We start from the raw sequence: 23,560 nt of genomic DNA on the forward strand, positions 1-23,560 counted from the left end.
GGGCCCGCCCTTTCGCCGTTCGCCTGCCTGGCCCGCCGGGCCTACTTGGCCGCGCGTGCCGCCAGGGCCTCGGGAAGCGGGTCGTACCGGGAGAAGTGGCGCGTGAAGGTGCCGGTGCCCGACGTGAGCGACCGGAGTTCGATCGCGTACCGGAGCAGTTCGGACGAAGGCACCTCGGCGCGGATCAGCGTCCAGCCGCCCTCGTCGGCCTCGGTGCCGAGCACTCGCCCGCGCCGGCCGGACAGGTCGCCCAGCACGGTGCCGAGGTGTTCGTCGGGCAGGCGGATGGCCACCTCGTCGGTCGGCTCCAGCAACGTGGTGCGGCCTGCGGCGGCGGCTTCTTTCAGGGCCATGGCGCCGGCGGTCTGGAAGGCCGCGTCGGACGAGTCGACGGAATGTGCTTTGCCGTCGACGAGAGTCACGCGCACGTCGACGACGGGGGTGTTGTCGTGCAGGCCCCGTTCGAGCTGGGCGCGCACGCCCTTTTCCACGGACGGGATGAACTGGTTCGGGATCGAGCCGCCGACGATCTTGTCGACGAACTCGAAGCCGGAGCCGCGGGGAAGTGGTTCCACGACGATGTCGCACACGGCGTACTGGCCGTGACCTCCAGATTGCTTGACGTGCCGGCCGTGGCCTTTCGCCGACCCCGCAAAGGTTTCGCGCAGGGCCACGCGGACGGGTTCGGTGTCGATCTCCGCACCGCCCGCGCGCAGGCGGGCCAGCACCACGTCGGCGTGTGCCTCGCCCATGCACCACAGGACCATCTGGTGCGTTTCGGCGTTGCGGTCCAGGCGCAGGGTCGGGTCGCTCGCCACCAGGCGGTTGAGGTTGCGGGCCAGGTTGTCCTCGTCGCTGCGGGTGCGCGGGACGACGGCCACGGGGAGCAGCGGTTCCGGCATGTCCCAGGGGGCCATCAGGAGCGGCTTGTCCGGGGCGGAGACGGTGTCGCCGGTTTCGGCGGTGGTCAGCTTGGTCAGCGCGCACAGGTCGCCGGCCACGCAGTAGGGGACCTCGCGCAGCGACGCGCCCAGCGGGGAGTAGATGTGGGCCACGCGTTCGTCGGCGTCGTGGTCCTCGTGTCCTCGGTCGGCCATGCCGTGGCCGGAGACGTGCACGGGGCGTTCGGGGCGCAGCGTGCCGGAGAAGACACGGACCAACGACACGCGGCCCACGTAGGAGTCCACGGCCGTGCGGACGACCTCGGCCACCAGTGGCCCGTCGGGGTCGGCGGCCATGTGGGGCTGCGGGATGCCGTCCACCGATGTCACGAGAGGGAGCTCGTGCTCGAGCGGTGAGGGGAACGCGCGCGCGATGCCGTCCAACAGCTCTGTCAGGCCCATGCCGGTTGCGGCGCACACGGGCATCACCGGGTGGAACGAACCGCGTGCGACGGCGGTCTCCAGGTCGGCGATCAGCGTGTCCTGGTCGATGTCCTCGCCCGCCAGGTAGCGGTCCATGAGGGTCTCGTCCTCGCTCTCGGCGATGATTCCCTCGATCAACGCGGCGCGTTCGTCCGGGTAGTCGTCTCCGGACGTGAGCAGTCCGACCAGTTGGTCTTCTTCTGGCATGTACAGCGGCACCACGCCCGCGCCGAAAGCGGCCTGGCACGCGACGACTTCGGTCATGAAGTCCGCACGGTGGTGGTCGGTGCGCGTGATGACAACGGCACGCGGCATGCCGACGAGAGCGCACTCCTCCCACAACGTGATGGTGGCGGCGTCGACGCCCTCGAAAGCGTTGACAACAAAAAGGGCCGCGTCCGCGGCCCGTAGTCCTGCCCTGAGCTCACCCACGAAGTCGACGTATCCGGGGGTGTCGATCAGATTGATCTTGATGTCCCCGTGCTGGATCGGGGCTACGGCGAGGCCGACCGATCGTTGTTGTCGCACCGCCGCCGGATCGTGATCGCAGACGGTCGTGCCCTCGGTGACCGACCCCGCGCGGGTCAGCACGCCGGTGGCGGCGAGCAGGGCTTCGGTGAGCGTTGTCTTGCCTGCGCCGGACGGGCCGACGAGCACGACGTTGCGGACCTTGGCCGGGTCGTCCACAGCGACCGCGCCTGCCGATGTCCCGTTGTCGGAGTTCTTGCTTCCCATGGCGACCTCCGTCAAGTCGTAGTGTTCGATCTCACACCCGTTCACCTCCCGGTACAACCCCGGAGACCCGTCTGGTCGCCAACCGGCTCGCGTGCACGTTTCCCGAGCAGGCGCGTGATACCTCTCACGACCTGCGGTTGATCGTCAAGTGGCCTTCTGGTTCCGGGCTCCAGTGGCTTGGGTGAGGAGGCCACGTCAGACGTAGGATGAGTTCACCAAGACTTCCCCTCGTGAAAGGTTGCCCAGGTGAGCACTGATCAGGTCACGGGTACCGCCCGCGTCAAGCGCGGCATGGCCGAGATGCTCAAGGGCGGCGTGATCATGGACGTGGTCGACGCCACCCAGGCGAAGATCGCGGAAGACGCCGGCGCCGTCGCCGTCATGGCGCTCGAGCGCGTTCCCGCCGACATCCGTTCGCAGGGCGGCGTCGCCCGCATGAGCGACCCCGACCTGATCGACGGGATCATCAGCGCCGTCTCGATCCCGGTGATGGCCAAGGCCCGCATCGGCCACTTCGTCGAGGCCCAGGTCCTCGCCTCGCTCGGCGTCGACTACATCGACGAGTCCGAGGTGCTGACCCCGGCCGACTACGCCAACCACATCGACAAGTGGGCGTTCACCGTCCCCTTCGTGTGCGGTGCGACGAACCTCGGCGAGGCCCTGCGCCGCATCACCGAGGGCGCGGCGATGATCCGCTCCAAGGGCGAGGCCGGCACCGGTGACGTCTCCAACGCCACCACGCACATGCGCAAGATCCGCCAGGAGATCCGCCGCCTGCAGAACCTCCCCGAGGACGAGCTCTACGTCGCCGCCAAGGAACTCCAGGCGCCGTACGAGCTCGTGAAGGAGATCGCGCAGAACGGCAAGCTCCCCGTCGTGCTGTTCACCGCGGGCGGCATCGCCACCCCGGCCGACGCCGCGATGATGATGCAGCTCGGCGCCGAGGGCGTGTTCGTCGGTTCCGGCATCTTCAAGTCCGGCAACCCGGCCCAGCGCGCGGAGGCCATCGTGAAGGCCACCACCTTCCACGACGACCCGGACGTCATCGCCAAGGTCTCGCGCGGCCTGGGTGAGGCCATGGTCGGCATCAACGTCGACGAGATCCCGGAGCCGCACCGCCTGGCCGAGCGCGGCTGGTAAGGCTCAGAACGAAAAGGGGCGCACCCGCCACGGGTGCGCCCCTTCGTCGTGTCAGGACGGTTGCGAGAAGCAGTACGTCGTCTTGATCTCCGGATACGCCAGCGCGAGTGCCTGGTTCACCGTGCACGCCGCCTTGTCGACGGTGTTCGCCAGCACCGCCGCCTTGAACACCTGCGGCCCTCCGCCGCACTCCGCCTTCGGGACCTCGGCCTTCAGGTCGGCGAGCGTGAAGTCGTAGCACTGGCCGTCGAGGAACACCGGGATCAGGCACACCGTCGAGGACTCCAGAACGCTGATCCTGCGGTACTCGATGTACCCGTCGGCAGGTTCCCCGCACTTCTCGGTCGACGACGAGGAGACCTTGCTGACCGTGTAGTTGTTGTTCCCGCCGCACGGAACCTTCTGGTAGTCCGGCTTGGCCGCGAAGCCGGTCATCAGCACGCAGTCGCCGACCGTCGCGAACGGCGCCGGCTTCGACGTGGTCGTCGGCGGGGTCGTGGTGACAGCAGCGGCTGACGTCGGCGCGCTCCCACTGCCGAACTTGATCGTGTCCTTCGTGGACAGCCAGTAGATCAGTCCGCCCAACGCCAGCGCGAACACCGCCAGCACGGCGACGATCTTCCCGCCGCCGCCGGATTCCCGGTGCGGCGCAACGGGAATCACCGGCTCCGGCACGTCGTGGTAGCCGATCGGCCGCCCGCCGCCGGTGCTCGGCGGCGGCTCCGCGGGTGGCGGAGCGAACGCCGAGAACGGGTCGGCGGCGGGCGGCTCGTACAGCTCGGCGGACTTGGGCCGCTCAGGCTCGTTCGGTGTGCTCATCGGATGGTTTCCCCCAGAAAATCCCAGGGGCCATCCTAACTGCCCAGGGGCACCGGTTCCGCCAGATCGGACAACGCCGCCGGCAACGGACCGTGGTGCAGCACGCCGAGGCGTTGCGTGGCACGGGTCAAAGCCACGTACAGCTCCGCCGCACCACGCGGGCCGAGCGCCAGGATCTGTTCCGGCGCGACGACGAGCACCGAGTCGTACTCCAGGCCCTTGGTCTCCGACGGGGGCACCGTGCCGGGCACACCGGGCGGCCCGATCACGACGCTGGTGCCCTCGAGACCGGCCTCCGCGGCCACGAACTCCTCGATCGCCGCGGGCAGTTCGGACTCGGAGACCTGACGCGACCACGGCTGAACACCGTTGGAGCGCACCGATTCCGGCGCCTGCACGTCCGGCGCGAACTCGGCCAGCACCCGTGCGGCGACGGCCATGATCTCGGCGGGCGTGCGGTAGTTGACCGTCAGCGAACGGTACTCCCAGCGGCCCGGCACGTACGGCTCCAGCATCTCGCCCCACGACCGGGCGCCTGCCTCCGAACGACGCTGCGCGAGGTCGCCCACCACCGTGAACGAACGGCCGGGGCAACGGCGCATCAGCACCCGCCAGTCCATTTCGGACAGTTCCTGGGCCTCGTCGACCACCACGTGCCGGTAGGTCCAGCTCCGGTCGGCCTGAGCGCGTTCGACGAGCGTGCGCTGGTCGTGCTCCTCGAACCGCTCGGCCAGGTCCTCGGCCTCGAGCATGTCCGTGGCGAAGAGGTGGTCCTCGTCGTCCATGTGGTCCGGGCGGCTGACCATGCTCTCCAGCACCTCGGCGGCATAACGTGCCTCGGCCCTGCGTTCCTCGGACAGAGCGTGGTCCTGCGCCTGCTCGGTGCCGTCGCGGCCGAGCAGGTCGTGCAGCTCGTCGAGCAACGGCACGTCGGACACCGTCCACGCCTCGCCGTCGGCCCGCCGCAGCGACGGGTCGCCACCCGCGGCCGCCAGGCGCTCAGGCGACGAGTACAGCGAGCCCAGCAGCTCCGCAGGCGTCACCACGGGCCACAGCGAGTCCAGCGCCCCGGTGAACGTCTCGTCGTCGGCCAGCTCCTTGACCAGGCCGGACCGCATGTCCTCCCAGCCCTGCTTGTCCGATCGGGACAGCCAGCCCTTGCCGATCCGGCCGAGCGCCCGTTCGGTCAGGACGTACGTGATGATCTCGCGGAACACCGCGCGGGCCTCGTTGTGCGGCAGGCCGCTGTCACGCGCCTCCTGCCGGGCCCACTCGGCGACGTCGGTGCCGATCTGGACCACGACGTCCTTCATCGTGATCGGGATCGGCCGCTCGGGCAGCCGCTGCCGGTCCGCGACGGCCGCCGTGAGCACGTCCAGCATCTTCAGCGAGCCCTTGAGCCGCGCGACGTCCGGTGTGTCCTCCAGGACCGCGTTGAGCCCCGGCAGGAGGCTTCCGGCGGTCGAGAACACCACGTCGGACTCGCCCAGCGACGGCAGCACGCGCCCGATGTGGTTGAGGAACGCCGGGTTCGGGCCCACGACGAGCACGCCGTGGCGTTCCATCCGCTCGCGTTGCGTGTACATCAGGTACGCGACCCGGTGCAGCGCCACGACGGTCTTGCCGGTGCCGGGGCCGCCCTCGATCACCAGCACGCCGGGGTGGTCGAGCCGGATGATCGCGTCCTGCTCGCCCTGGATGGTCGCCACGATGTCGCGCATGCCCTCGCCGCGCGGCGCGTTCAACGCCTCCAGCAGGGCCACGTCGCCCTGTTCCTCGCCGAGCCTGCCGAACACCTCGTCGGTGAACCCGGCCACCGCACGGCGGCGGGTGAGGAACTGGCGGCGGCGAGCCATGCCCTCGGCGTTGGCGCCGGTGGCGGTGTAGAACGGCCGCGCCGCCGGTGCGCGCCAGTCGAGCAGCACCGGCTCGAAGTCGTCGAACTCGTCGAACAGGCCGATCCTGCCGATGTAGGACACGTCACCGTCGACGCTGTCGAGCCGGCCGAAGCACAACCCGTAGTCGGCCACGTTCAGCCGCTTCATCTCGCGGTGCCGGGCGCGCACCTCGTTGTCACGTTCCATGACCGTCGCGCCGGTGCCACCCAGCGCCGCCTGATACGCCGCCTTCACGCGCGCACGTTCGGCATCGAGCCGTGCGTAGAGGTCGGCAACGTATTCACGCTCGGACTGCAGTTCTTCTTCGTACCCCACGTGCTCCCCAGTGCGCCTGTGTTCTGGCATGAGGCAATGAGTGTGAACGATGGACGGGGTCTTGTGGCAAGGCCCCCTCTCTGCTATACGGTTAAGTGGGAGGAACGGAGGTCCGTTCCCCTTTTTCATGCCCGTCACAGCCACCCGCGCGCCTTGGCGCTCACGCCGGCCTGGAAGCGGGTGTCGACCTCCAGCCGTTCCATCAGCTGCTGCACGCGTTTCTGGACCGTGCGCAGACCGATTCCCATGCGGCGCGCGATCGTCTTGTCGGTCGCACCGGAGGCCAGCATCGTCAGCAGCCAGCTCTCGGACTCCGACGGCAGGTCGGCGTCGGGTTCCGGGTCGGAGGGCCGCAGGGCCACGGCGTAGCGCCACATGCCCTCGAACATCCGCGACAGGCCGTCGAGCAGGATCGAGGGTCCGACCATCAACGCGCTCGCGGTGCCGCTCGAGTAGTCGGTGAGCGCGATCATCGCCTGGTCGTCGTCGGCGATCAGGAGCTTGAACGGCGCGCCGGTGATGACCCGCGACTCCTCGCCGGACTGCCGCATCGCGGCCAGGTACTCGATCTTGCCGGGGAGGTCGAGCACCTCGCGGTCGTAGAGCCACCGGTTGCGCACGCCCTTGACGAGCATCTCGGCCTCTGCCTCGTTCTCCGTCATCAGGTACGGAGGCATGTCGATCCCGCGCAGCTGGGTGCGGGCCCCGCGTTCCAGCTGGTAGGCGCGTTGCCGCACGTCCTGCGGCCCGACGACGACCTCGATGAGGTCCAGGGGGTGCCGTGCCCCGCGCAGGCGGAACCGTTCCGCGAGCTGCCCGACCGCGGCCCGTGCCCGCCGCACCTGGTCCTCGGCCAGGCGCACCCGCTCCTCCCGCAGCGCGACCATGGCCGCGAACCCGATTCCGGGCTCGACCGCGCAGTACTGATCGCCCGGCAGCCGGGCGATCAGGCCCAGCGACTCCAGGCGGGCCGGCACGTCCTCACCGGCCGTCGACGCGAGTTCGGCGGCGGTGAGGCTGCCCGCGTCCACCAGCGCGAGGTACACCGCCTCCTCGCGGGGATCCAGCTCGAAAGGCTCCAGCACGTCCGCATCCTCAGTTCGCAAACCCGCATCGGCGTATATCCGCACCGCTGTTCGTATTCCCGCAGCCACCGCGACCGTGTCACGATCCGCGGTATCGGGCAAGGGGCGTCTGCAGGCCCCTGAGCTGCGGGAACGTCTGAGTTGCGAGTCGGTCGCTCCCCGTCACCCCCTTCACCGAGGAGGCTTCATGAGTTCGTTTCCGCGTGCTTGCCGCACGGGCCCCCGCCGGCTGGCGCTCCTGGCGGCCGCCGTCGCGGCCGGCGGCCTGGTCAGCGGCATCCAACCGGCCACCGCCGCGCCGTCACCGTTCGCCGGGCAGCAGGTGAACTGGGGATCCTGCGCCTGGTACTCGCCCGTCATGGGCGGACTCACGCCGGAATGCGCCACGATCACCGTCCCGCGTGACTGGAGACAGCCAGGTGACGGCCAGACGCTGAAGGTGGCGATCAGCCGCACCAAGGCCACGGATCCCTCTCACCGCAACGGTGTCGTGTTCACCAACCCCGGCGGGCCCAGCGGCTCCGGCCTCGCGCTGTCGTGGTCGTTGTCGGCCGCGCAGCCGCAGCTCGCCGCCCGCTACGACCTGATCGGCATGGACCCGCGCGGCGTCGGCGCCAGCACCCAGCTCAACTGCGACATCGCCGTCGAACCGGTGGTGGGCGCGAGCAACTACGACAGCCGCGACATGTCCGCCCCGGCCGTCGCCGCCCGCAACGCCTTCACCAAGGCCGTCGCCGACGGCTGCGCGGCCAATCCGCTCACGCCGTACGTCAACACCTGGCAGACCGCGCACGACATGGACCTGATCCGCGTGCTGCTCGGCGAGCAGAAGCTCAACTACGTGGGCTACTCGTACGGGACCTGGCTGGGCGCGAAATACGCGGCGCTGTTCCCCGCGAACACCGGCAAGGTGATCCTCGACTCCAACACGGCCTGGATGGACGAGCTGCCGACGACGTGGCAGCTGATGCCGATGGCGTTCCAGCGCCGGTTCGACGGCCAGTTCGCCGGATGGGCGAGCCGCACCCTGTTCTCGAAGTACCTCGGCACGAGCGCCGAGGAGGTGAAGGCGGTCTACGAGGAGGTCAGGGCCACCTACCTGCGCTACCTGGGCCCGTCCGCCGGCGGGAGCCTGGACGTCCTGGTGCGCAACGCCCTGTACACCGACGCCGGGTTCTTCAACGCCGCGCTGAACATCGGTGTGCTGAAGGAGTGCATCGTCGACAACAAGGACTGGTCGCCGCTCGCGGTCACGCTCTGCCTCATCGACTACGTCAACGACGTCAGCTCCAACCTGCCGGTGTCCCAGGCCGTTTCCGTCGATCAGGCCGGTGCGCTGCTGCAGAACCCGGCCGGTGTGCGTCCCGGCAAGCTGGACGCCGTCGAAGCCGTGCTGGCCGCCGGCCGCGAGGCGACGGGCCCGACCGTGACGACCAACGGGGTGTTCTTCGCGGTCAGGTGCGGTGACGGCGGCCAGTGGCGCAGCACCTCGTGGTGGGCCGGCTACCAGAAGCAGTTCAGCGCCTCCTACCCGCTCGCGGGCTACGCGATCCCGCAGGAGGTCTGCTCCCACTGGTCGCTGCCGGCGCAGTCGCTGCCCAACCCCGCCCAGCAGGGGCTCGAGCCGATCGTGATGGTGCAGTCGGAGTTCGACCCGGCCACCGCGTACGAGAACGCCGGCCGCGACGCCGCGCAGTACCGCGACGCCCGGCTGATCTCGGTGCAGGACAACGGCGCCCACGGCATCTACGGCGTGCGCGGCAACTCCTGCGTGAACGATGTGGTGAACGCCTACCTGCTGGACGGCGCCGCTCCGGCGGCCCGGACGGTCTGCGCGAGCCTGCCGCTCCAGTACGAGACGACGGTGCACCCGATCGCCGGACCGGTGGACGACAGGTCGGCGCCGCGTTCCGCACGTGCGGTGCTCGTGGACCAGCGGGTGCAGCAGGAGATCGACAAGATCCTCTCCTGATCCGCTGAAGACCGGCGCCGAGGAGTGCAGCCCCGACCTCCTCGGCGCCGTTTCGCGCGGGGCAGTCAGGGGCGCGGCCGTCAGACGGTGTGCTCCATGACCATCATCGCCGTGGTCCCCGGCTCCAGCGCTTTGCAGATGTGCGGCAGATCGCCCGGATAGACGATGTAGTCGCCCGGCCCGAGTTCCACCGGGTCGTCGGCCAGGCCCGCCAGGCACCGCCCGGACGCCACGATCATGTGCTCGACGCTGCCCGGCACGTGCGGTTCGGACTCGCGGGCGCCTCCGGGTTCGAGGGCCAGCCAGTAGATGTCGTGCTTGGTGCCCGGACGGCAGGCGGCCAGCAGGGTGGCGGCGTAGTGCGCGCGTTCGGAGTGGATGACCGGGCCCTCGCCGGCGCGGATGACCTGCACGCGTGGCACGGCGGGTTCGACGAGGCTGCTGAACGGGACGCCCAGTGCCACGCCCAGCGCCCACAGGGTCTCCACGCTGGGGTTTCCGGCGCCGGACTCGAGCTGGGAGAGCGTCGACTTCGCGATGCCGGCCTTCTTGGCCACCTCTGAGAGCGACATGCCGGTGCGTTCGCGCTCGCGGCGGAGGTTGGCCGCGATGAGGTCGAGTGGTGCGTTCGACACAGAAGTCCATCCGTTCGGCTTGACGAACACCCGTTCAGGTGTTCATCGTAATGGGTGATGCGTTCGATATGGCGAACCCTTGATGGTGTGCTTCTGCGTGACGTGGCCGCGGTCGCACTTGGTGCCGCGGTGACCGGCGCTTCGTTCGGCGCGATCTCGGTCGGGTCGGGGTTGCCGTGGTGGATGCCGGTGCTGATGTCCGTGGTGATCTTCGCGGGTGGCTCGCAGTTCATGGCCGTCGGCATCGTCGCCGCTGGTGGCAGCCCTGCGGCGGCCGTGCTGGCCGGGTTGGTGCTCAACGCGCGGCACCTGCCGTTCGGGCTGGCGGTGGGCGACGTGCTGGGTAACGGGTGGCTGGCGCGGATCGTCGGCAGCCACCTGTTGATCGACGAGTCGACGGCCTTCGCGATGGCGCAGAAGGATCCCGCGAGAGCGCGTGCGGCCTACTGGGCGTGCGGCGTGTCGTTGTTCTTCAGCTGGAACACGGGTGTGCTCATCGGTGCGCTGGCAGGCCAGGCGATCGGCGACCCGATGACGTTCGGGCTGGACGCCGCGTTCCCGGCGGCGATGCTCGCGCTCACCCTGCCCGCCTTGAAGGACGCGGCGACTCGCAACGCCGCACTGGTCGGTGCCGCGATCGCGCTCGCGACCACGCCGTTCCTGCCCGCGGGCCTGCCAGTGCTGCTCGCGCTGGCCGGGCTGTTCGCGTTCAGGACGAAGAAGGAGGAACCGTGCCCGTCACCGCAGTCCTGATCCTCGCCGCCGGCACGTTCGCGATCCGGATCGCGGGGCCGTTGCTGCGCGACCGTGTGACGTTGCCCGACAAGGTCCGCGAAGTCATCTCCGCGAGTGCGACCGTGTTGCTGCTGGCGCTGGTAGCGGTCTCGGCGCTGACGAACGGCAAGCAGTTCGGTGGCTGGGCGCTCGCGATCGGCGTCGTCGTCGGCGGGCTCGCGGCGTGGCGGAAACTGCCGTTCGTGGCCGTCATCGTGCTGGCCGCGGCCACCACCGCGGGGCTCAGGCTCGCCGGAGTGGCATAGGGGGCGATGCCTCCGCAATAGGGGACCGATGGGGGACAGGCCTCAGATGGACCCATGGCTGCGAAACCTGGACTGGTCGGGCGGGACCGGGAGACGACCCAGCTGAGGGACGCGCTGACCGCGGCGGCGGGCGGCGACGGGCACCTCGTGGTAGCCACCGGGGGACTCGGGGCCGGCAAGACGGCGTTGCTGACCACCGCGCGGGAGCTGGCCGCGCAGCACGGGTTCATGGTGCTGGCGGCGCGTGGCAGCTATCTGGAACGGGAGCTGCCGTTCGGGGTCGTGAGCAGGCTGTTCGTCTGCGTGCAGCCAGGTGAAGAGGTGCAGCACCTGCCGCGCATCGCCGCCGCGCTGGGGCAGTCGGACTCGCTGGCCGAACCCGGACCGGTGACGTTGCCCGAGCTGCACGTTCTGCACCGGGCGCTCGCGCGGATGGCCGCCGAACGCCCCATCGCGGTCGTGGTCGACGACGCGCAGTGGGCCGACCAGCCGTCGTTGCAGTGGCTGAGCACCCTCCCGCACCGCATCGAGCACCTGCCGGTGTTCGCGCTTGCGGGGATCGGGGCGGGCGAGGTGTGCGCCGGGCCGCAGACGTTGGAGGAACTGCTCGCGGCCAGCACCACCGAGATCCGCCTGGACGAGCTGTCGTTCGACGCCTCGCGCGCGTTGGTCGAGCACGAGCTGGGGCACCGGGTCGACGACGACTTCGTGTCGCTTTGTCGCGCGGAAGCCGGTGGCAACCCGTTGTTGTTGTTGAATCTCGTGCGCGCGTACGGCGACCACGTCGAGGGACTCACCGCACCGGCGTTGCTGCCGACCGTCAACGTCCGCCTGCGCCGTCTCGCCCCGCACGCCCCCGACGCGCTGCACGCACTGGCCGTGCTGGGCGGTGAGGTCACGCTGCCGCGCGTCGCCGAGCTGATCGGCACCGAACCGTGCGAGCTGGCCGGGACGATCGCCGCGCTGCACCGGATGGGCCTGCTGTCCGCGCAGGGTTCGCTGGTGCATCCGTTGGTGCGCAACACTTTGCGGGAAGAACTGACCATCACCGAACGTCAGGACCTGCACACCGCCGCCGCCCGGCTGCTGACCGAGACGGGCGCGTCGGCCGAGGCGGTGGCCGAGCACCTGGTCGAGACCCGGCCGCTGGGCGAGGAGTGGGCCACCGACGTGCTGGTGTCGGCCGCCGGACGGGCCCGCGCGCGCAACCTGGTCGTGGACGCGGTCCGGTACCTGCGCCGGGCGATGGGCGAGCCGGGATCCCGGGACCTGCTCGCGGAACTCGGCGAGGCCGAGTCCTATGTGGACGTCCCGGCGGCCGTGGACCACCTGGGCGAGGCCGATCCCGCGCACCCCGCGCTGCCGGGCCTGCTGGCGTTGCTGGGGGAGGAACCGGAGTTCGAGCCGGACGTCGTCGGCGACCCGGACGTCCTGCCCACGACCCCTTCGGAATTCGACCCGTATCTGCGGGCGATCGGGTTTCTTCGTGTGCGTGGCGAACTCACGGCCGCGTACGCGCGTGCGGACCGTGCGTTGACCGTGGCGCGACGTTGGCAGCATCGGCCGTGTGTCGCGGCGGCACTCACGGCGCGTTCGGCGTGCTTGCGGGACCTCGGACGGCTGGCGGGCGCCGAGTCGGATGCGCGCGAGGCGTTGGCGGTGCTGGAGAACTGCGGTGCCGCGCGGGTGTCGACGCCGACCTTCGCGGCACTGACCGAGCTTTCGCTGGCACTGCTGGAGATGGGCGACGTCGAGGTGGCGTCGCAGGTGTTCGAGGTCGTGCCGGGCGAGGTACCCGACCTGTTCGGCGCACCGGCGTTGCTGGCCGCGCGCGGACGGGTGCGGATCGCGGCCGAGCGGCGCAAGGACGGCGTGCGCGACTTGCTGGACTGCGGTGAACGGTTGCGTGCGCGCGGTTGTGACAACACGTCGTGGCGGCTGCACCTCGGAGGTGACCACCTTTTGGCAGAGGAGCTCTTAGCGCGCTCGACGGGTGCGGTGCTGCCGTTGGCGGCGGTTCTACGGGAACAGGGCGTGCTCAGAGGCGTGGAAGGCATTGCGCTGCTTGAGGAATCGGTCGCGCTGCTCTCCTCGACGGGCGCGTTGCTGGAACGGGCGCGCAGCCACTTCGCCCTCGGCCGGGCGCTGCACCTGGCCGGGCAGGTCAAGCCGGCGCGGGCGGAGCTGCGGGTGGCGGTCGACCTGGCCGACGACTGCGGGGTCGAGGACCTGGCAGAGGAGATCCGGCAGGAGCTGGCCGCAGGACCCGCCGGGCTCACCGAGTCCGAACGCCGCGTGGCCGCGCTGGCCGCCGCGGGCAAGATGAACCGCGAGATCGCCGCCGCGTTGTTCGTGCAGCTGCGGACCGTCGAGATCCACCTGACGAAGGTTTATCGCAAGCTCGGCATTGACGGGCGCGACCAGCTCGCCCCCGCATTGCGACTCGCCGGTTAGTGCCGCACTAATGCTTGCGAACGTGCGAGAAGAGGAGGTTTGTATGAACCTCTGTCACCTCTCGCCGACTGGTGAATTTGTCCAGCACGAGCCGTTGCAGATGACCGACGTCCGATACCGCGACGTGCACCAGGAAATCTTCTGGGCCGGTCACGTGCGAGAGCGCGAGCGTTTCGGGCAGTGAGAGAACGTAAGCCATGAACGGGTCGACGATCTCCTTGGTGTGCGGCCGGATCTTCACCGCGAGCATCGCCTGAACGTGCTGTCCGATCGCGGTGGGATCCACCTCGGCGTGGTAGCCGGTGATCACGCCGCGCTCCCGCAACGCCCGGTGCCGGACCACCGCCGTGGACTGCGCGACGTTGACGCGTTCGGCCAGGTCCTTGTTCTGCAGCCGCGCGTCCTTCCGCAGCTCCCGCACGATGGCCTCGTCGATCGAATCCAGCACGGCTCTTCTCCGCTCTGCCGAATCTGCTGCGGTTGTCCGCCCGTTCTGTCGAGGAAGTCTCCACCATTCGGGCCATGACGCGCATCGAGACCATCGCAGTGCACGGCGGCCGCGACGACCTCGCGGAGCTCGGCGTGCACGCACCCCCGATCGACCTGTCCACCACCTACCCCGTGCCTGACCAGGCGCTCGGCGGGGAAGCACTGGGTGAGTGGGCCACCGGCGCCGCACGGGCAGGCTCGCCCGTCTACGCGCGGCTGCACAACCCGACGGTCGCCCGGTTCGAGAAGGCACTGGCGGGGCTCGAGCACACCGAGGCCGCCGTCGCGTTCGGCAGCGGCATGGCGGCGGTGACCGCGGTGATCCAGGCAGCGTGCGTGATGGCGGGAAAGCCGCACGTCGTGGCCGTGCGGCCGCTCTACGGCGGCACGGATCACCTGCTGTCGTCCGGTCTCCTGGGCGTTTCCACCACCTACGTCGAAGCAGGCCTGGTGTCCTCCGCGATCCGGCCGGACACCGGGTTGATCGTCGTCGAGACGCCGGCGAACCCGAACCTGGACCTGGTCGACATCGAGCACGTCGTGCGCCAGGCCGGGTCGGTGCCGGTGATGGTCGACAACACGTTCGCAACACCGATCCTGCAGAACCCGGCGCTGCACGGGGCGTCTTACGTCCTGCACTCGGGCACTAAGTACCTCGGCGGGCACGGGGACGTGCTGGGTGGCGTTGTGGCGTGTTCTGAGGAGCGTGCGGCGGCGTTGCGGCAGGTCAGGATCATCACGGGCGCCGTGCTGCACCCGTTGGGCGGCTATCTGCTGCACCGCGGGCTGGCCACTTTGCCGTTGCGCGTCCAGGCCGCACAGCGTTCGGCAGCGGTCCTGGCGGTGCGGCTGGCGGAGCACGACGCGGTCGAGTTCGTGCGCTACCCGTCCACGTCGCTGCAGATGCGGGGAACGGGCGCGATGATCGCGTTCGGCGTCTACGGCGATCCGACGTCGGTGGTGCGGCGACTACGGCTGATCACACCGGCCGTGTCGCTGGGCTCGGTCGACACCCTGATCGAGCACCCCTCGGCTTTGACCCATCGCCTGGTCCCCGGAGAAGAACTGCGTGCATCGGGAGTTCCGGACAATTTGCTGCGCATTTCAGTTGGACTTGAGCATGTCGAGGACATTTGGGACGACCTAAACGCGGCGCTCTGTGACGTCGCTTACGTTAAGCCTTCCCCAACTGATTACTTGGTGATGACCGCCACTCACTAAGGTCCCAACGCATCAGCGCGTCGGGGCGCGGGAGGTTCCGACGCGAGCATTTTTCCGTTTCGGAAGGAACCTCCTCGTGAGTTCTGTGGAAACTGATGCGGACGGCTACACCAAGGCGCTGAGCAAGCGTCAGGTGCAGATGATCGCAATCGGTGGCGCGATCGGCGTCGGCCTCTTTCTCGGCGCGGGCGGACGCCTCGCCACAGCGGGGCCGTCGCTGATCCTGTCGTACGCGGTGTGCGGCCTCGCGGCGTTCTTCGTCATGCGCGCGCTGGGCGAGCTGGTGCTGCACCGGCCCGTGTCCGGCAGCTTCGTCGAGTACGCCCGCGAGTTCATCGGTCCGTGGGCAGGCTTCACCTCGGGCTGGCTGTACTGGCTGAACTGGGCGATGACCGGCATCGCCGAGATCACCGCGATCGCGATCTACATGCACAAATGGTTCCCTGACCTGCCGCAGTGGATCACGGCCCTGGTGGCGTTGGTGGTGCTGGTGGCCATCAACATGTTGTCCGTCAAGCTCTTCGGTGAGCTGGAGTTCTGGTTCTCCGTCATCAAGGTGACCGCGATCGTGGTCTTCCTGGTGGTGGGTGCGGCCCTGGTCATCGGCAACGCGGACATCGGCGGCACAACGGCTTCCGTCTCGAACACCCTGGGCCACGGCGGCCTGTTCCCGGCCGGCATCGGCGTCGCCCTGATGACGTTGCAGGCGGTTGTGTTCGCCTACGCGGCCATCGAACTCGTCGGTATCGCCGCCGGTGAGACGAAGGACCCCGAGAAGATCATGCCGCGCGCCATCAACGGCGTGGTGTACCGGATCGCGATCTTCTACGTCGGTTCCGTGCTGCTGCTGACGATGTTGTTGCCGTGGGATCACTTCACCGGTACCGAGTCGCCGTTCGTGACCGTGTTCTCGGCCCTCGGAATCCCGGTGGTCGGCGACATCATGAACGCCGTGGTGCTGACGGCCGCTTTGTCCTCGTGCAACTCGGGTCTGTACTCCACCGGCCGCATCCTGCGTTCGCTGGCGCAGAAGCGTGAGGCTCCGGCCTTCACCGGCAAGATGAACTCCCGGCACGTGCCGTATGGCGGCATCCTGTTCACCGGTGTCGCGTACCTGTTCGGCGTGGTGCTGAACTACATCGTGCCCAAGGAGGCGTTCGACATCGCGATCGCGGTGGCCTCACTGGGCGTGGTGTCCACTTGGGCCACTCTGATCATCTGCCAGCTCCGGTTGCGCCGCAAGGCTTTGGCGGGCGAGATCCAGCGGCCGTCGTACCGGATGCCTGGCGCGCCTTACACCTCGTACGGGACGTTGGCGTTCCTCGCGCTGGTGATCGGGCAGATGGCGTTCGCCGGGACCGCGGAGAAGATCGCGTTCTGGTCGATCCCGGTGCTGGCGCTGGTGTTGTTCCTCGGGTGGCGCTTCGTGAAGTCGCGTCAGCCGGTCGGGCCCGCGCAGGAGCAGCTGGTCACCGTCGATTGATCGCTACCGACTGATCGCTGTGCCTCGGAGGGCCTCCTCGACTACCGTTCCGGCGGTGGACGAGGAGGTCCTTTCCTGGTTGCTGGACTCGGATCCGGCGATTCGGTGGCAGGTGCTGCGCGACCTGACGGACGCGCCCGCCGCCGAGTGGGAGGCCGAACGCGCCCAGGTGGCCCGCGAGGGCTGGGGAGCGCGGATCCTGGCCTGCCGCGACGGCGTGCGGTGGACCCGCAAGCTGTACGGCGAGAAGTGGATCTCCACGACGTACTCGCTGCTCGAACTGCGGCAGTACGGGCTGGATCCCGCGGTGGTGCGCGACTCGTGCGCGTTGTTCCTCGAAGACGACATCTGGCGCGCGGACATGTGCATCGCCGGGTTCGCGCTGACCTTGCTGACCTGGGCTTCGCTGCCCCACGACGAGGTGCTGGAGTTCGTCCTCGCCGGGCAACGTCCCGATGGCGGCTGGAACTGCCAGTCGGGGCGGCACAGCTCGTTCCACACGACGATCAACGTGCTGGAAGGCGTGCCGGATGCTGACGCTGCTGCTCGTGCGCGTGAGTTCTTGCTGGCGCATCGGCTGTACCGCTCGCACCGGACGGGCGAGGTGGTGAAGCCCGAGTTCCTGCGGCCGGTGTTCCCGCCGCGGTGGCGTTACGACGTGTTGCGCGCGTTGGACCACTTCTGGTCGGTCGGCGAGCTTGGGGACGAACGGCTGGAAGACGCGCTGTCCGTGGTGCGGTCGAAACCGTGGAAGGTGACGGCGTCCTATCCGGGAAAGGTCTGGGTCGAACCCGAACCGCGCGGCGGTCCGAGCCGGTGGAACACGTTGCGCGCCATGCGGGTGCTCAGGGAATTGCCCGGCCGTTCTGCCTGAGCAGCGGGTTGCGCCTGGTCAGGAAAAAGCCGTACCCGCAGAGCGCCACGAACAGCGCGGCACCGCCGGCGGCCAGCCAGCGCAACGGGGCCGGCGGGTGCGTGACGACGGCCAGCACCACGGACAGCACGGTCGTGCCCAGTCCCGTGCCGCCGAGCAGGCCCGAGGCCAGGTGGTAGGCCGGGCGGGAGTGCAGATTGGTGCGCCAGCGGTTGCGGCCGCGGACCCAGCTCTCCCAGTGCAGGACGTCGCCCGGCGGGAGGTCCGAGGTGCCGCGCAGACCCGGCATGGCGAGCAGGTCGTTGACCTTGTGTTCCAGCTGCCAGAGGAACCAGCGGGCACGCAACAGCCGTTGCACCTCGCCGTACCAGACGAACCACACGAACATCAGCAGCGCGGGAGCCAGCGCCAGGATCCCGGTGCGCAACGGGACGTTCGACCAGCTCGCCAGCACGCCGGTGTAGATGACGGCGATCGCGGCCAGGCCGTAGCTCATCACGGTCTGCTGAGTCGTCACCGCGGCCACCAGCTCGGTCCGGATGGCGGTGTACTCGGTCTGCAGGAACGCCAGGCGTGCCTGCTCACGGTCGACGAACTGCTCCGGCCTGGGTTTGCGCCCGAACACGGTCCCCCCTCGTGCGTTTGGGTTCGGACGCTACCGTTCCGGTGGGTGAACGAGGGGGCGTTCTTTTTGTCGCGGGGAAGACGCTGGGTGATCGGCCTGCTGGCGGTCGCCGTGCTGGTGGCGGGCTGGTGGGTCGTGACGGACCGGCCCGCCGAGGAGCCGGTGGCGTTCAGCGGCACCTGCATCGCGTTCGCCGGGCCCGAGGGTGACGCGCAGTGCCAGCGTGCAGCGGTTGACCTGGCCAGGCGGAGACCGGTGACCGACGACGACAAGGTCGACGCGGCCGCCGTGGAGGACGACCTCGACACGATCGTCATGAGGCTCGGGCAGTGCCTGACCCCGAACGGTCAGGCGCCCTGCGGCGGCACGCGCACGCCGCCCCGACCCGCCACGGACGCCGACGCACGGCTTCTGGCCGAGCGGCTGAGCGCGAAGGGCATGCGCGTGGGCGTGACGCGGCTGGCCGGGCCGGACGACCCCGCGCCGCCCGGCAGCCTGTTCTACGCGGTCGCGCTGCCGGGCGGTGGCTGCGTCGTCGGCCATCTCACGCAGGTGCCGGGAGGCCTGGGCGGCAGGTCGGTGGTGGGACCGCTGCCGGACGGGCGTTGCGCGGGCTCCTGACCGGCTCGAATAAGCTGGTGGACATGGTTGTCGCTGCCCCTCCCGTCATTGGCGTGCTCGCCCTTCAGGGTGATGTCCAGGAACACCTCATCTCGCTCGCGAAGTGCGATGTCACCGCACGGCCCGTGCGCAGGGCCGAGGAGCTGGACGAGCTGGACGGGATCGTCATCCCCGGCGGCGAGTCGACGACCATGAGCAAGCTGCTGGTCAACTTCGAGCTGCTGGAGCCGTTGCGGGCCAAGATCAAGGCTGGTTTTCCCGCCTACGGGTCGTGCGCGGGCATGATCTTGCTGGCCGAGACCGTGCTGGACGGCCGTGAGGACCAGGAACAGCTGGGTGGGCTGGCCGTGACGGTGCGCCGGAACGCGTTCGGGCGGCAGGTCGACTCGTTCGAGACCGACCTCGACCTGGCCGGCGAGACGGTTCACGCCGTGTTCATCCGGGCGCCTTGGGTGGAGGCGGTGAGCGGCGACGTCGAGGTCCTCGCTACGGTGCCTGTCACGGCTGAGGCGGGGGATGCCGCCGGTAGGATCGTCGCGGTCAGGCAGGGCAACGTGCTGGCGACGGCGTTCCACCCGGAGCTCACGGGTGACGAGCGTGTTCACCGCCTGTTCGTTGACATGGTTCGCGGTTCGACGGAGGAGAAATGAGCGGCCACTCCAAGTGGGCGACCACCAAGCACAAGAAGGCCGCCATTGACGCCAAGCGCGGCAAGCTCTTCGCGCGGCTGATCAAGAACATCGAGGTGGCGGCCCGCACGGGCGGTGGCGACCCCGACGGCAACCCCACGCTCTTCGACGCGATCCAGAAGGCCCGCAAGAACTCGGTGCCGCTGGACAACATCGAGCGCGCCCGCAAGCGTGGCGGCGGCGAAGAAGCCGGCGGCGCCGACTGGCAGACCATCATGTACGAGGGCTACGGCCCGAACGGCGTCGCGGTGCTCATCGAGTGCCTCACCGACAACCGCAACCGCGCCGCCACCGAGGTCCGCACGGCCATGACCCGCAACGGCGGTTCGATGGCCGACCCCGGCTCGGTGTCGTACATGTTCAGCCGCAAGGGCGTCGTGATCGTGCCGAAGGCGGGCACGTCCGAGGACGACGTCATGCTGGCCGTGCTCGAGGCCGGTGCCGAGGAGGTCAACGACCTGGGCGAGGCCTTCGAGGTCGTCTCCGAGGCCGGCGACCTCATCCCGGTCCGCAAGGCGCTGCAGGAGGCGGGCATCGACTACGAGTCGGCCGAGTCGAGCTTCCTGCCGTCGGTCTCGGTGCAGCTCGAGGCCGAGGGCGCGAAGAAGATCTTCAAGCTGATCGACGCGCTGGAGGACTGCGACGACGTGCAGAACGTCTTCGCGAACTTCGACGTGTCGGACGAGGTCATGGCCGAGGTCGGCTGAGACCTGAGCTTCGGGAACGCCGGTCATGCCTTCGGGCGTGGCCGGCGTTTCGCGTTCAGGCGATGCCGCCGGTCGACTGCCATTCGATGCACGTCGGGCGCTCGCCGGTCTGGCGGAACTCGTACAGCGCCTTCGTGATGGTGGCCAGGCTGATCACCGATCGGGGTGGGAACAACGTTCCGTTTTGCTTGTCGATGAACAGAAGAGGCGGGAAGCCGACGATCTCCTCGTTCGAGACCGACGCCCAAGACCAGAACTCACGGTCTTCGCTGTCGTTGTCCGGGCCGGAGTAGTGCAGCGCGCCGAGGGTGCTTTCGGGGTCGAGGTCCATCTTGAGCATCCGGTCTGGAAAGTCCAAGATGCCGAACGTCGGCAGTTCTGGGGAGGACACCTGTGTGGGGTGGGGTTGAACGCCCTGCTGGAGAATGTCCGCGAGCACGCGTTCGATCTCCGCTTCGGACTTTGCCAGCACCGGTCCTCCCGATTGGAGCCGGCCAGCTTTGGCGTAGTACCAAAACTCAAGGGTGAAGCTCACCGATCGTCCTTCCATGAATTTCACGTGACCCTACCGGATCGTGGATGACAAGCGTTTGGCCTGGTAGCAGCACGGCTGGCAGCAAACCTGTGCACGAGCGCCGGCCAGTGCACACTTTGTTGTTGATGACGAGGTCGACCCGGTCGACGTTTCCCAGTCTCATTCGCCACGCCACCTTCATCTCGACGTGCGTGGTCGCTTCGATCTTGATGGGAGGAATGGCGCCCACCGCCACCAAGTGAGCGTTGATGCGTTCATGCTCGCCGTCTGGTTCGCGTCCGCTCTGCACGAGTTCGGTGTGGCCGTCAGGGTCGAGATAGGTGCCGCTGGTGATGTAGGTGGGCAGGCGTGCACGTTGATGCTCCGACCAGGAGAGTCCGGTCGTGGGCTGGGTCTGGAAGGCGGCCTTGATCCGCTCGACGTTGGCGATGGCCGCTGCCAGCGTGTTGCGGCACTGGTCAGCGCCAGCGCGGGCGGCGTCGAAGTTGGCGACGACATCAGCTGCCTCGTACTCCTGCGTCGTGCCCGCAGTCGCGTCCGCGACCAGTCTGGTGCAGTCGTCAGCGTCCTCGGCGGCTTGCTGCAACGCCTGCAGGGCCTGCGTCGCGATCTCTGTGACACGGTAGAGGAGGGCTGCGATCTCTTCGAACGACACCGCAGCCTCACCTCGGAAGTTCGTTAGGCGTCAGCCTTCACGTTGTTCAGGAACGTCGACCACGCGTCAGAGGAAACGGGCAGGTGAGTGGTCGGCGCTTTGCTGTCCCGGATGCCAACGCCACGACCGATCTCAACGCAGTCCGCGCTGCTGCCGCTGTAGCTGCTCTTGCGCCAGACGGTCATCAGTGGCCCTCCAAGATGTTGTCGATCACCGCCCTCGATTCTTCCTCATCCAGAGCGACGTCTGCGAGCCGCTTCAGGGTGGTCGTGTACAGGTCGACAGTCTCGGTGTCGTCGAAGAACAGGCAGCAGTTCAGGCTGTCCAGGAAGACGAGCGGCGGGAACTTCGGGAACTCCAGCAGGTAGAACCCGCCAGTCGTCCCTGCGTGGATGCCGGCGGATGCCGGGATGATCCGAAGGCTGATGTACGTCCGCACGGACACCCTCAGCAGGTGGGCCAGCTGTTCCCGCCAGACCTCGGTGCTGCCCACCTGTAGCCGCAGCGCGTATTCGTGCACGTAGAAGACGAACTGGCGGTCGCCGTTGAGGATCTTCGCTCTCGCGCTCCTCGCTGCCGCCACCGAGGGGACGTCCTCGGCCTTGATCACCGGCGAGGCCTCGGTGACGACGTAGGCGTAGTCGGGAATCTGCAGCACGCCCGGCACCAGCGTCGGTGACCAGGCGATGATCTTCTTGGCCTTCTTCTCGTGCTCGATGAAGGTGTGGACCTGGTCGGGGACGCCGTCATCCGGAAACTGCAGCCATCCCTTGTCGCCCGATTCCAGGAACAGCGCGATGAGGTGGTTGCGTTCTTCGATGGTCGCGTGGCAGTAGGCGAGCAGCTCGCGGACTTCGGTCTCGTCGACGCCGCCTTTGCCGGCCAGGAGGTCGGAGATCTTGGCTTCCTGCCAGCCGAGCAGCTCGGCGAGTCTGCGCTGGGTGAGGCCGGTCCGTTCGATGATCTTGCGGACGCCGCTTCCGAATTCACGTCCCAGCACGCTGGACGATCTCTTGGGCATGCGGGGAAAGTAGGCCGCCTGGCCCCGCAGGCTCCATCGTTTCGCCTCAAATCTGCCTGAAGGTGGGAGTCTTGGAGAATCTCCAAGTCGTAGGCTGGTGGCGTGCTTTCCGACGAAGACATCGAACTGCGGGCCCGGCTGCTTTCCGCGGCAGACCTCCACGGTCACACGAACATCGTCGTGAACCCGGACGCCGAGGGTGCCGGGTACGTGTTCTCGGTGGGGGCGTGGCGGCGGTTCGGGGTGGCCGAGGCGGTGGTGATCGGGTTGCCGCAGGGCATGGGCGAGAACGTGATCAACATGTACGTGCGGCGTGCCAGTCAGGGGGAGCGGTTTGCGCCCGGCCAGCTCTACCACGACTTCTTCGACGGTGTGCCGGTCACGTTCGAGCGGGTGTACAAGGGGTTCTACCCGGAGTTCTTCGGCAGTGCGTACCTGCTCTACGACGGGTCGGAGTTCGCGGCGGTGCAGATCATCGTGCCCACGCCGCAGGGGCACTGGCCGTGGCAGCCCGACGCGCCGGAAGGGTTCCACGAGCACCAGCTGGTGCTGACCGAAAGCGGTCTGCCGGAGAGCTGGACGCCGGGGGTCACCGGGCCGTGAACGTCCACATCGGACCGCTCGAAGCAAAGCACGCCGGCGAGGTCATGACGATTCAACGTGCCGCGTACCTCCAGGAGGCTCGCCGGTACGGGGCGTGGGACCTGCCGCCGCTCGTCGAGACGCTCGACGAGATCCGGGACCACCTCGCGCAGGGCACGCCCGCGTTCGGGGCGTTCGACGGGGCGCGGCTCGTCGGGTCGGTGCGCAGTCGCGTGGACGGCGAACGCATGGAGGTCGCACGGCTCGCGGTCGCGCCGGACGTGCAGGGCGGCGGAGTGGGCAGGCGACTCCTCGAAGCGATCAGCACGCGCACCCCGGAGGACGTAAGAGTCGTCTGGCTCTTCACCGGCGCCGAGAGTGACGAGAACCTGGGCTTCTACGAGAGCGCCGGGTTCGTCCGGGTGAGTGAACACCTCGATGCCGTCGGTATCAGGTGCGTCACTCTGGAGCAGAAGGTCATCTGACGTTCAGGGGCCGGTCACGGGCGCCTGGCAAGGTGCTGAAGCGGTCCACCCACGACCAACCACCGGTGCGGACGTCGATCACACGTCGGCTGATCCGTCCGGCACCCGTCGGCCCC

24 protein-coding genes are annotated in these 23,560 nt (G+C 68.8%); 13 read left to right on the plus strand and 11 right to left on the minus strand.

What is annotated here, in order from left to right; translation table 11 throughout:
- Positions 1-41 precede the first annotated feature (41 nt).
- Entirely contained in the window at positions 42-2,099 is a 2,058-nt protein-coding gene (locus tag ACWGE0_RS39585; protein ID WP_452266014.1) for an elongation factor G-like protein EF-G2, read from the minus strand.
- A 246-nt stretch (positions 2,100-2,345) separates the two neighbouring features.
- Here ACWGE0_RS39585 and pdxS point away from each other — a divergent pair, with 246 nt between their 5' ends.
- Complete coding sequence (gene pdxS, locus ACWGE0_RS39590) at positions 2,346-3,239, plus strand: pyridoxal 5'-phosphate synthase lyase subunit PdxS (protein WP_452266015.1); 894 nt, start codon at positions 2,346-2,348, stop codon at positions 3,237-3,239.
- A gap of 51 nt (positions 3,240-3,290) precedes the next feature.
- Here the strand turns inward: pdxS and ACWGE0_RS39595 are convergent, their stop codons facing one another.
- The 3 genes from ACWGE0_RS39595 to ACWGE0_RS39605 all read right to left on the minus strand — a co-directional run bounded on the left by ACWGE0_RS39595 (position 3,291) and on the right by ACWGE0_RS39605 (position 7,356).
- On the minus strand, positions 3,291-4,058 hold the full coding sequence (locus ACWGE0_RS39595) for an LppU/SCO3897 family protein (protein ID WP_452266016.1): 768 nt from the start codon (positions 4,056-4,058) through the stop codon (positions 3,291-3,293).
- Positions 4,059-4,093: 35 nt separating this feature from the next.
- Positions 4,094-6,301 (minus strand): RNA polymerase recycling motor ATPase HelR, encoded by a 2,208-nt coding sequence (helR, locus tag ACWGE0_RS39600; protein ID WP_452266017.1) that lies wholly within the window; start codon positions 6,299-6,301, stop codon positions 4,094-4,096.
- 104 nt (positions 6,302-6,405) lie between these two features.
- The gene (locus ACWGE0_RS39605; RefSeq protein ID WP_452266018.1) at positions 6,406-7,356 is read right to left on the minus strand and encodes a helix-turn-helix transcriptional regulator; all 951 of its coding nucleotides are present in this window, start codon (positions 7,354-7,356) and stop codon (positions 6,406-6,408) included.
- A 187-nt stretch (positions 7,357-7,543) separates the two neighbouring features.
- On the opposite strand from ACWGE0_RS39605, the gene ACWGE0_RS39610 reads away from it, so the two are divergent.
- Positions 7,544-9,328, plus strand: a complete 1,785-nt coding sequence (locus ACWGE0_RS39610) for an alpha/beta hydrolase (RefSeq protein ID WP_452266019.1) — start codon at positions 7,544-7,546, stop codon at positions 9,326-9,328.
- Positions 9,329-9,408: 80 nt separating this feature from the next.
- Here the strand turns inward: ACWGE0_RS39610 and ACWGE0_RS39615 are convergent, their stop codons facing one another.
- Positions 9,409-9,963, minus strand: coding sequence for a helix-turn-helix domain-containing protein (locus ACWGE0_RS39615; protein WP_452266020.1), 555 nt, complete (start codon positions 9,961-9,963; stop codon positions 9,409-9,411).
- A 57-nt stretch (positions 9,964-10,020) separates the two neighbouring features.
- Here ACWGE0_RS39615 and ACWGE0_RS39620 point away from each other — a divergent pair, with 57 nt between their 5' ends.
- The 3 genes from ACWGE0_RS39620 to ACWGE0_RS39630 are packed head-to-tail and all read left to right on the plus strand — an operon-like array spanning position 10,021 to position 13,457.
- Positions 10,021-10,716, plus strand: a complete 696-nt coding sequence (locus ACWGE0_RS39620; RefSeq protein WP_452266021.1) for an AzlC family ABC transporter permease — start codon at positions 10,021-10,023, stop codon at positions 10,714-10,716.
- A complete protein-coding gene (locus ACWGE0_RS39625) occupies positions 10,695-11,003 on the plus strand; it encodes an AzlD domain-containing protein (protein WP_452266022.1) in 309 nt (102 codons plus the stop codon). Before ACWGE0_RS39620 ends, ACWGE0_RS39625 begins: the two co-directional genes overlap by 22 nt.
- Positions 11,004-11,057: 54 nt before the next feature.
- Positions 11,058-13,457 (plus strand): helix-turn-helix transcriptional regulator, encoded by a 2,400-nt coding sequence (locus ACWGE0_RS39630; RefSeq protein WP_452266023.1) that lies wholly within the window; start codon positions 11,058-11,060, stop codon positions 13,455-13,457.
- 7 nt (positions 13,458-13,464) lie between these two features.
- On the opposite strand, the gene ACWGE0_RS39635 is transcribed toward ACWGE0_RS39630, so the two are convergent.
- Positions 13,465-13,905 carry an Lrp/AsnC family transcriptional regulator gene (locus ACWGE0_RS39635; RefSeq protein ID WP_452266024.1) on the minus strand — a complete coding sequence of 147 codons (441 nt, stop codon included), beginning with the start codon at positions 13,903-13,905 and terminating at the stop codon, positions 13,465-13,467.
- Between the two features lie 74 nt (positions 13,906-13,979).
- Here ACWGE0_RS39635 and ACWGE0_RS39640 point away from each other — a divergent pair, with 74 nt between their 5' ends.
- The 3 genes from ACWGE0_RS39640 (at position 13,980) to ACWGE0_RS39650 (ending at position 17,524) form a co-directional block, all read left to right on the plus strand.
- Positions 13,980-15,167, plus strand: coding sequence for a trans-sulfuration enzyme family protein (locus tag ACWGE0_RS39640; RefSeq protein WP_452266025.1), 1,188 nt, complete (start codon positions 13,980-13,982; stop codon positions 15,165-15,167).
- A 139-nt stretch (positions 15,168-15,306) separates the two neighbouring features.
- The gene (locus ACWGE0_RS39645) at positions 15,307-16,650 is read left to right on the plus strand and encodes an amino acid permease (protein ID WP_452266036.1); all 1,344 of its coding nucleotides are present in this window, start codon (positions 15,307-15,309) and stop codon (positions 16,648-16,650) included.
- A gap of 55 nt (positions 16,651-16,705) precedes the next feature.
- Positions 16,706-17,524, plus strand: a complete 819-nt coding sequence (locus ACWGE0_RS39650) for a hypothetical protein (protein WP_452266026.1) — start codon at positions 16,706-16,708, stop codon at positions 17,522-17,524.
- On the opposite strand, the gene ACWGE0_RS39655 is transcribed toward ACWGE0_RS39650, so the two are convergent.
- Positions 17,496-18,149: a hypothetical protein gene (locus tag ACWGE0_RS39655; protein WP_452266027.1), complete on the minus strand. Its 654-nt coding sequence runs from the start codon at positions 18,147-18,149 to the stop codon at positions 17,496-17,498. The two genes, ACWGE0_RS39650 and ACWGE0_RS39655, sit on opposite strands and share 29 nt — an antisense overlap.
- 87 nt (positions 18,150-18,236) lie before the next feature.
- On the opposite strand from ACWGE0_RS39655, the gene ACWGE0_RS39660 reads away from it, so the two are divergent.
- The 3 genes from ACWGE0_RS39660 to ACWGE0_RS39670 are packed head-to-tail and all read left to right on the plus strand — an operon-like array spanning position 18,237 to position 20,166.
- A complete protein-coding gene (locus ACWGE0_RS39660) occupies positions 18,237-18,770 on the plus strand; it encodes a hypothetical protein (RefSeq protein WP_452266028.1) in 534 nt (177 codons plus the stop codon).
- A gap of 23 nt (positions 18,771-18,793) precedes the next feature.
- Positions 18,794-19,420, plus strand: coding sequence for a pyridoxal 5'-phosphate synthase glutaminase subunit PdxT (gene pdxT / locus ACWGE0_RS39665; protein WP_452266029.1), 627 nt, complete (start codon positions 18,794-18,796; stop codon positions 19,418-19,420).
- On the plus strand, positions 19,417-20,166 hold the full coding sequence (locus ACWGE0_RS39670; RefSeq protein ID WP_030466169.1) for a YebC/PmpR family DNA-binding transcriptional regulator: 750 nt from the start codon (positions 19,417-19,419) through the stop codon (positions 20,164-20,166). The genes pdxT and ACWGE0_RS39670 overlap by 4 nt, the downstream gene beginning before the upstream one ends.
- Positions 20,167-20,221: 55 nt before the next feature.
- Here the strand turns inward: ACWGE0_RS39670 and ACWGE0_RS39675 are convergent, their stop codons facing one another.
- The 4 genes from ACWGE0_RS39675 to ACWGE0_RS39690 are packed head-to-tail and all read right to left on the minus strand — an operon-like array spanning position 20,222 to position 22,377.
- The gene (locus ACWGE0_RS39675) at positions 20,222-20,701 is read right to left on the minus strand and encodes an Imm1 family immunity protein (protein ID WP_452266030.1); all 480 of its coding nucleotides are present in this window, start codon (positions 20,699-20,701) and stop codon (positions 20,222-20,224) included.
- A complete protein-coding gene (locus tag ACWGE0_RS39680) occupies positions 20,685-21,356 on the minus strand; it encodes a DddA-like double-stranded DNA deaminase toxin (RefSeq protein ID WP_452266031.1) in 672 nt (223 codons plus the stop codon). The genes ACWGE0_RS39675 and ACWGE0_RS39680 overlap by 17 nt, the downstream gene beginning before the upstream one ends.
- A 23-nt stretch (positions 21,357-21,379) precedes the next feature.
- Positions 21,380-21,541 carry a DUF397 domain-containing protein gene (locus ACWGE0_RS39685; RefSeq protein WP_452266032.1) on the minus strand — a complete coding sequence of 54 codons (162 nt, stop codon included), beginning with the start codon at positions 21,539-21,541 and terminating at the stop codon, positions 21,380-21,382.
- Positions 21,541-22,377, minus strand: coding sequence for a helix-turn-helix domain-containing protein (locus ACWGE0_RS39690; RefSeq protein ID WP_452266033.1), 837 nt, complete (start codon positions 22,375-22,377; stop codon positions 21,541-21,543). The genes ACWGE0_RS39685 and ACWGE0_RS39690 overlap by 1 nt, the downstream gene beginning before the upstream one ends.
- A 102-nt stretch (positions 22,378-22,479) precedes the next feature.
- Between ACWGE0_RS39690 and ACWGE0_RS39695 the strand changes: the two genes are divergently transcribed.
- Positions 22,480-22,980: a DUF4262 domain-containing protein gene (locus ACWGE0_RS39695; RefSeq protein ID WP_452266034.1), complete on the plus strand. Its 501-nt coding sequence runs from the start codon at positions 22,480-22,482 to the stop codon at positions 22,978-22,980.
- Positions 22,981-23,024: 44 nt separating this feature from the next.
- A complete protein-coding gene (locus tag ACWGE0_RS39700) occupies positions 23,025-23,444 on the plus strand; it encodes a GNAT family N-acetyltransferase (RefSeq protein WP_452266035.1) in 420 nt (139 codons plus the stop codon).
- Positions 23,445-23,560: the final 116 nt, after the last annotated feature.

Source organism: Lentzea sp. NPDC054927 (genome assembly GCF_053610285.1).

Bases quoted from the DNA above. Each gene is read 5' to 3' on its own strand.
- ACWGE0_RS39585 (WP_452266014.1), bottom strand. From the start codon at position 2,099: ATGGGAAGCAAGAACTCCGACAACGGGACATCGGCAGGCGCGGTCGCT.
- ACWGE0_RS39595 (WP_452266016.1), bottom strand. From the start codon at position 4,058: ATGAGCACACCGAACGAGCCTGAGCGGCCCAAGTCCGCCGAGCTGTAC.
- helR (WP_452266017.1), bottom strand. From the start codon at position 6,301: ATGCCAGAACACAGGCGCACTGGGGAGCACGTGGGGTACGAAGAAGAA.
- ACWGE0_RS39610 (WP_452266019.1), top strand. From the start codon at position 7,544: ATGAGTTCGTTTCCGCGTGCTTGCCGCACGGGCCCCCGCCGGCTGGCG.
- ACWGE0_RS39620 (WP_452266021.1), top strand. From the start codon at position 10,021: ATGCGTTCGATATGGCGAACCCTTGATGGTGTGCTTCTGCGTGACGTG.
- ACWGE0_RS39630 (WP_452266023.1), top strand. From the start codon at position 11,058: ATGGCTGCGAAACCTGGACTGGTCGGGCGGGACCGGGAGACGACCCAG.
- ACWGE0_RS39640 (WP_452266025.1), top strand. From the start codon at position 13,980: ATGACGCGCATCGAGACCATCGCAGTGCACGGCGGCCGCGACGACCTC.
- ACWGE0_RS39645 (WP_452266036.1), top strand. From the start codon at position 15,307: ATGATCGCAATCGGTGGCGCGATCGGCGTCGGCCTCTTTCTCGGCGCG.
- pdxT (WP_452266029.1), top strand. From the start codon at position 18,794: ATGGTTGTCGCTGCCCCTCCCGTCATTGGCGTGCTCGCCCTTCAGGGT.
- ACWGE0_RS39670 (WP_030466169.1), top strand. From the start codon at position 19,417: ATGAGCGGCCACTCCAAGTGGGCGACCACCAAGCACAAGAAGGCCGCC.
- ACWGE0_RS39685 (WP_452266032.1), bottom strand. From the start codon at position 21,541: ATGACCGTCTGGCGCAAGAGCAGCTACAGCGGCAGCAGCGCGGACTGC.
- ACWGE0_RS39690 (WP_452266033.1), bottom strand. From the start codon at position 22,377: ATGCCCAAGAGATCGTCCAGCGTGCTGGGACGTGAATTCGGAAGCGGC.
- ACWGE0_RS39700 (WP_452266035.1), top strand. From the start codon at position 23,025: ATGACGATTCAACGTGCCGCGTACCTCCAGGAGGCTCGCCGGTACGGG.